At 70.3% G+C, this 5,852-nt stretch carries 6 protein-coding genes; 2 read left to right on the top strand and 4 right to left on the bottom strand.

The window, feature by feature from the left end; all coding sequences use genetic code 11:
* Nucleotides 1-164: 164 nt before the first annotated feature.
* From B2Y21_RS00620 to B2Y21_RS00605, 4 genes are all read right to left on the bottom strand, one after another.
* On the bottom strand, nucleotides 165-989 hold the full coding sequence (locus tag B2Y21_RS00620; RefSeq protein ID WP_292055954.1) for an ankyrin repeat domain-containing protein: 825 nt from the start codon (nucleotides 987-989) through the stop codon (nucleotides 165-167).
* Between the two features lie 81 nt (nucleotides 990-1,070).
* Nucleotides 1,071-1,976 (bottom strand): hypothetical protein, encoded by a 906-nt coding sequence (locus B2Y21_RS00615; protein ID WP_292055952.1) that lies wholly within the window; start codon nucleotides 1,974-1,976, stop codon nucleotides 1,071-1,073.
* 105 nt (nucleotides 1,977-2,081) lie between these two features.
* The gene (locus tag B2Y21_RS00610) at nucleotides 2,082-2,660 is read right to left on the bottom strand and encodes a hypothetical protein (protein ID WP_292055950.1); all 579 of its coding nucleotides are present in this window, start codon (nucleotides 2,658-2,660) and stop codon (nucleotides 2,082-2,084) included.
* A gap of 41 nt (nucleotides 2,661-2,701) precedes the next feature.
* Nucleotides 2,702-4,153, bottom strand: a complete 1,452-nt coding sequence (locus tag B2Y21_RS00605; protein WP_292055948.1) for a hypothetical protein — start codon at nucleotides 4,151-4,153, stop codon at nucleotides 2,702-2,704.
* Nucleotides 4,154-4,360: 207 nt separating this feature from the next.
* Between B2Y21_RS00605 and B2Y21_RS00600 the strand changes: the two genes are divergently transcribed.
* Both B2Y21_RS00600 and B2Y21_RS00595 read left to right on the top strand, forming a co-directional pair.
* Nucleotides 4,361-5,455 carry a LysM peptidoglycan-binding domain-containing protein gene (locus tag B2Y21_RS00600; protein ID WP_292055946.1) on the top strand — a complete coding sequence of 365 codons (1,095 nt, stop codon included), beginning with the start codon at nucleotides 4,361-4,363 and terminating at the stop codon, nucleotides 5,453-5,455.
* A gap of 4 nt (nucleotides 5,456-5,459) precedes the next feature.
* On the top strand, nucleotides 5,460-5,852 hold a 393-nt coding region (locus tag B2Y21_RS00595), incomplete at its 3' end, for a hypothetical protein (RefSeq protein WP_292055944.1).

The raw sequence follows: 5,852 nt of genomic DNA, 5'->3' as shown, positions 1-5,852 counted from the left end.
GCGACGGCGATGTGTGCAAATATTATTCCAATTTTAGCGCTTGTCTACCACGATAAAGATCGTAAATGTCAATTTATCGCAATATAGCGTAATAATTCACCCAACGATCGTGTGCGGTGCGATAATTTTTTCGGGTGCGAAACGGGCGGCGATGCGGCGAGGCATTACTCGGGCCACAGTTCTCGCATTTGTCGCACCAGTTCGGGGGAGGGCGGACGGCCGCCCTGAGCGCCTGCGGGGGGCCAGCGGCCGGCCAGGACGTCGGCGCGCACGGCCTGGGCAGAGGGCGGGGGGAAGCGCCAGCCGGCGGCGGTCATGCGGGCTTTGACGCGCGCTTCGGCCTGGGCCTCGACGGGTTCGGCGGGGCGGACGGGGGCGTTCAGGGCGGCGGCGATGGTGTCGCCGTTGACGCCGACCGCCCAGGGATCGGCGCCGCGTTCCAGCAGAAGTTCGGCGATCCGATAGTTGCGCATGGCGACGGCGGCTTCCAACGGCGTGCCGCCGGTGCGGTCGGCCCGGTTCACGTCGGCCCCGTGATCCAGCAGCAGACGCACCGCGCCGAGCGAGTTCAGGGCGATAGCCTCGTCCAGCGGCCAGAAGGCGTCGGGCGCGACCGGATCTGGCGAGGCGCCTGCCTGAAGCAGGGTCTGGGCGTGCCAGGGCTCGCGGGCGCGCAGGGCCAGGCTGAGCGGGGTCTCGCCGTTCGGGCCGTCGGGCGGGGCGCCCTTTTCCAGCAGCAGGCTGACCATGGGCCGGTCGTCGCGCGCAACGGCCAGGGTCAGAAGATCCAGATTCCGGCCGTCGCCGATGCGGGCCAGGGCGGGATCGGCGTCCAGCAGGCGGCGGGCCTTCGCCAGGTCGCCGTCGCGGACCGCCTCGACCATGTCGCGGGTGGAATGGCCGTCCCGGCCCAACGCGGCCACGCTGGCCGGGGAGGGCAGGACGGTGCCAACGACAAAACCGTCGGCGCGGGCGTCGCAACCGCTCATCAGAACTCCAGCGAGAAGGATTGGCGTGAAGAGGCGCATCTTGGCGTTGAACGGACTGTGGGTCGAGGCCGTTCCGCCGCCTTATCGCATGGCGTCCAGGCTGGACTGGAACCATTCGACGCCGTGCAGGGCGCCGGGCGTCCAATTCCACCAGGACTGGTCCTTGGGCGGGGTGGGGGACACGGGGATGCGGTCGCCGACAGCCTCGGGCGCGTCGCCCGCCCATCCGGCGGCCACGCCGCCGAGCGGGCCGAGCAGAACCGCTCCCAGGCCTCCGAGGATGATGCGGTCGCCGCCGTCCTGCAGCAGGCTGAGCGGATCGCCCTTGAGGTAGAAGGCGTCGATGTTGGGCGTCGGGCGCCCGCCCGCCTGGGCGGCCTCGATCGTCGAGGCGTGCAGGCCGGAGGCGTTGAAGGTGTCCGCGTCATGGCCCGACGCCAGGGACGCGGCCGAGGCCATGCCGCCGCCCAGCGAGTGGCCGGTCAGGGTGACGTCCGCCTCGACGGCTGCCAGCCGCTGGCCGATGCGCAGGGCCTTGTCATAGTGCTCGGAGGACAGGCCCAGCGCCTGCTGGCCGTTGTTGAGCCAGTCCTCGCCCGCCTGGGAGCCGCGGAAGGCGACGACGTAGCGGGTCTGGCCGCCCTCGTTGCTGACATAGACGCGAGCGCGGAACTCGGAATCGGCGCGCTCCAGCAGGTCGGGCGTCAGCCGCAAGCGGTCCAGGTCGTCCGGTCCGGCCACGCGCCAGCCGTCCGGCGGCGAGGGGGTGTCGTTATAGACGTCGGCCGACAGCGCCAGATGCGTGCGCGCGGCGTCCAGATCGACGACATTGTCCGAACGGGCGGGGGCGGCCGCAGCCTGAGCCGGAACCGGCGCGGCGGGCGGCGGCGCCCAGTCCAGGGCGACGCGCGGATCATCGTCGAAGCGCGCCGCCGTGGGCGTCGTCTGAGGTTGGAACGATGTCGCGCCGATCCGGTCGATCTGCATGGTCGCCTCCCGATCCTATGCAGTCACCCTATCGCTGCTCGCCGAACCGCGCTGCTAGGGTCTTCCCTAGAGGTCTTCCCTAGAGGTCTTCCCTAGACTGGGGTCTTAACGCACCGCGCCTGCGTGCAGGGCCTGGTCGAAGGCGGCGCGGGCGGGGCGAGGCAAGGCGTCGACGCGCGCTGACAGCCATTCAGCGACGTCCTGGCCGGGAGCGGGCGGGGCGACGCCTGCGCCTTGAGCGAAGTCGGGCAGGGCCTTGGGGTTTTGCGACAACGCGGCGGCGATACCGCCGGTGAAGAAGCCGGCGTCCTCGGCGCGGGGATGCCAGACGCCACCGTCCTTCTGTTCAGAGGCGGACAGGGCGGGGACATCGGCCGTCAGCGTCGCCCATTGGCGTCCCAGACGCCCGCCTTCGCCGTTCTCCAGCATGGCCGCGGCGTAGGCCTGCAAGGCGCGGCGACCGCCGAGGCCGCTCTGAAGCTGGTTCGCGACGCCCGAAGGGTCGGCGTCCACGGCGCCGGACAGGGCGAGCAGGGACGTCGCATCAATCCGGGCGGCGGCCGCGATGAAGCTCTCGGTCGTGACGGCGGCGGAGGGCGTGGTTTCAGGCGTCTCGGGGGAGGAGTCGCAGGCGGTCAGCATGGTCAGGGTCGCCAGGATTGGAAGCCAACGGGGGGCAAGCAAGGCCGCGTCCTTTCCCTCCGGGCGCGGCCAGACTCTGAGGATCAGTTCAGGGGGATCCGCGTCACGGACTCCCAGCCCTCGTTGTAGCTGACTTCGGCAGGGCCGTCATAGGGGCGGCGGCCGTCCGCGCCGGTCGGGGTGGTCAGGGCCACAATGCTCTCGAATAGATCGGCCTGACCGCTCTGATACTGGCTCAGGGCCGTGTCGAAGACCTGGTCGCTCAGCCAGCCGGTCGCGTCGCTGACGCCCGGCCCCGGCAGCTTGCCGGTCGCGAAGCCGAAGATGGTCTTCAGAGTCTCGACGTTCTCGGCCGCGCCCTTGTTCACGCCCTCGAAGGCTTCATGCAGGGCGCCGGAGAAGTAGCCCATGCGCTCGGCGGCTGGGTAGAAGACGCCGCCGTCCTGCTGCGTCGGGGCGGTGAAGCGTTGCAGCATGTCGCCCTTCAGATCATTGCCGCGCGCCAGCTGGTCGACCAGGCCGCGGATGGTGTCGGCGCCGCCGTCCTGACCCAGGGTCTCCTGCAGGAAGGCGGTCATGCCCTTGCCGGCCTGATATTCCTGCTCCAGCGCGTCGACCACGCCGTTGATGTCGGACTTCAGCAAGCCCTCCATGCTGGCGCGGATTTCGTCGGCGGCGTCGCCGGTCCCGAGCGAGGGCGTCAGCACGCCGTTGGCGCCTGAGACGCTGGCCATCTGGCGCCCCGCCAGTTCGAACACCCGCGCCTTCAGCTCGGCGTCGGGGCTGGTGGCGGCGGCGTCGACGGCGGCGGCCAACGGCCCGGCGTCATAGCTGTAGGTCGGCACGCCGCCTTGCATGTTCGCGTACATGGTCTGCTGGGTTCCGGCCTCGAAAACGGCCGACAGCTGGGTGTCGTTCAAAGATGCATAGGCGGTGCTGAGCGCGGAGGCGTTGCCGCCCAGGCTGCCCAGCACATGAGCCACCGCCAGGCCTTCGGTGTCGCCCATGTCGGAAATCATCACGCCGCCCATGCCGTCGGCCTCGGTCGTCTGAGGCGCCAAGGCGGCGATGAAGTCGGTCTTTACGTCGGACGTCGCGTGGGCGGCGACGCCCTGCGCCAGCTCGATCTTCTGCTCGCGGTTGTCATAGGCGTTGTAGACGCGCTCCAGCTGGGTCGCGTCCAGCGAGCCGCCCAGCGTCGTGTGCAGGTCGCGGCGCTCGTCCACGTTCAACCCGCCGCCCATGCCGAGGAAGCCGGAGTTGTCGAGCTCGTCCGTCCACTTGTTCAGTTCGTCGTCGGACAGTTCGGAGACGACGGCGTTGCGCTCTTCCGCCGTCAGGCCGTTCAGCGTGGCGTTGATGTCCCGAAGGTCGCCCTGGGAGACGTCGTTGAAGAAGCCTTCGTCTAGGCGGTCGCGGATCGTGTCCAGCGCCTGATCGACCCGGTTGGTCGAGGGCGATCCAGCGACGGGGCCGCTGACGGGCGAGGCCAGGACGCGGGTGTCGACGGACGGCGAAAGAGGCGTGACGGTCATGACCGGCTCCTGCACGATGCGAGCGAATACTGGAGCGAGCCTATGGTCGGGACGGCGGCGGCATAAGCTGGGGGCGTCCTTAGCTAGGGACACCCCCTATGCCGGGCCGCCTGCGAACGGCGCCGCTAGGGAAAGCCCCCAGATTTCAGACGCACGAACAGACAGCAGAATGGCTGCACGGATCACCGCGTCTTCTGGAGCCGACCCATGTCTCTTGCCGCTTCCTCCGCCACCAGCCTGTCCGCCGCCGTCGGGGCGCGCGACGCCGCGCCCGCCCACACAGTTCGGGCGGGCGAGACCCTGTCCGGGATCGCCGAACGCTATGGCGTCAGCGTCGGCGACCTGCTGGCGGCGAACCGTCAGATCACCAATCCGAACCTGATCCATCCCGGCCAGACCGTGACGCTGCCGGTCGGCGCGGGGGAGGGGCGAGGCGCCGCGCAGGCCGAGGCGGCCGCCGTTCATACTGTGCGCGGGGGCGACACCCTGTCGGGCATCGCCCAGCAATACGGGATGAGTTGGCGCGAGCTGGCGGCGGACAACGGCATCGCCAATCCGTCGCTGATTCAGGTCGGTCAGCAGATCCGTCTGAACGGCGCGGCGCCCGAGACGGCGGCGCCGGTTTCCGAACCCGCCGCTGAAGCGACGCCCGCGACGGCGCAGGAAGGCGTCAATCCGAACCTGGGCGCGCTGTCGGCGCGCTATGAGACCGGCGGGCGCGGGCCCGGCACGGTGTCGTCCGGCTCGGGCGATCCCGGCGGGGTGTCCTACGGCTCCTATCAGCTGGCGGTGAACCGCAACCGGCCGCAGGAGTTCCTGGCCGCCGACGGGGCGCGCTGGGCCGATGAGTTCGGCGGGGTGGCGGCGGGCACGCGCGCCTTCTCCGACACCTGGCGCGCCATCGCCGCGCGCGAGCCGGAAGCCTTCCAGGCCGCGCAGCACGCCTTCATCGAGCGCACCCACTATGACGTGCAATCCGCCCGGATCGAGAATGCGGGCCTGGACGTCTCCAGCCGCTCGCATGCGCTTCAGGACGTGGTGTGGTCGACCTCGGTCCATCACGGCCCGAACACGGCGGTCGTCACCCGCGCCATGGCGGCGGTCGAGCGCCAGGGGATCGACGCTTCCAGCCCGGATTATGATCGGGCGCTGATCAACGCCGTCTATGACGAGCGCGGCCGTCGCGACGGCAACGGCGAACTGGCCTACTTCTCCAGCTCGCGCGCCGATGTTCAGGCGGGCGTGGCCCAGCGGTTCGAGGACGAGCGTCGCGACGCCCTGAACATGCTGGACGGCCGCTGAACGCATGACTGAACCCAGCGCCATCTCCGGCGCGAACGGCGCCTCGGCGGTTTCCGCCGGGGCGTCTTCTGCCGACAGCCGCGCATTGGCCGTCGGCGCCGCCGTTCAGGCGATGGCCGAACTGGCCGGCGCGGTTCTGCCCGATCCGGCGGACAGTGTGGATCGCGGCGTGGCCCTGTCCCAGGTCTGGGCCGAGCAGGGTCAGCAGGGCGGGGCGGTGGTCGGCGGCGACATGCGCGTGCTGGCCGCCCAGACCGGCCAGGCGGTCGCCGAGCGGCTGAGCGCCCTCTCTCCGATCGAGACGGGCCGGATCGACCGCGCCCTGACCGCCTTCGTGCGCGGTGTTCACGAGCACCCTCGCGACACGCCTTACCCGACTGCCCCAGCCGTAGTCGAC

The sequence above is a fragment of the Brevundimonas sp. UBA5936 genome (genome assembly GCA_002430835.1).
In the GTDB taxonomy this organism is placed as follows: Bacteria; Pseudomonadota; Alphaproteobacteria; order Caulobacterales; family Caulobacteraceae; genus Brevundimonas.
This window is presented reverse-complemented; position numbering and strand designations above follow the sequence as displayed.

Bases quoted from the DNA above. Each gene is read 5' to 3' on its own strand.
- B2Y21_RS00615 (WP_292055952.1), bottom strand. From the start codon at position 1,976: ATGCAGATCGACCGGATCGGCGCGACATCGTTCCAACCTCAGACGACG.
- B2Y21_RS00600 (WP_292055946.1), top strand. From the start codon at position 4,361: ATGTCTCTTGCCGCTTCCTCCGCCACCAGCCTGTCCGCCGCCGTCGGG.
- B2Y21_RS00620 (WP_292055954.1), bottom strand. From the start codon at position 989: ATGAGCGGTTGCGACGCCCGCGCCGACGGTTTTGTCGTTGGCACCGTC.
- B2Y21_RS00605 (WP_292055948.1), bottom strand. From the start codon at position 4,153: ATGACCGTCACGCCTCTTTCGCCGTCCGTCGACACCCGCGTCCTGGCC.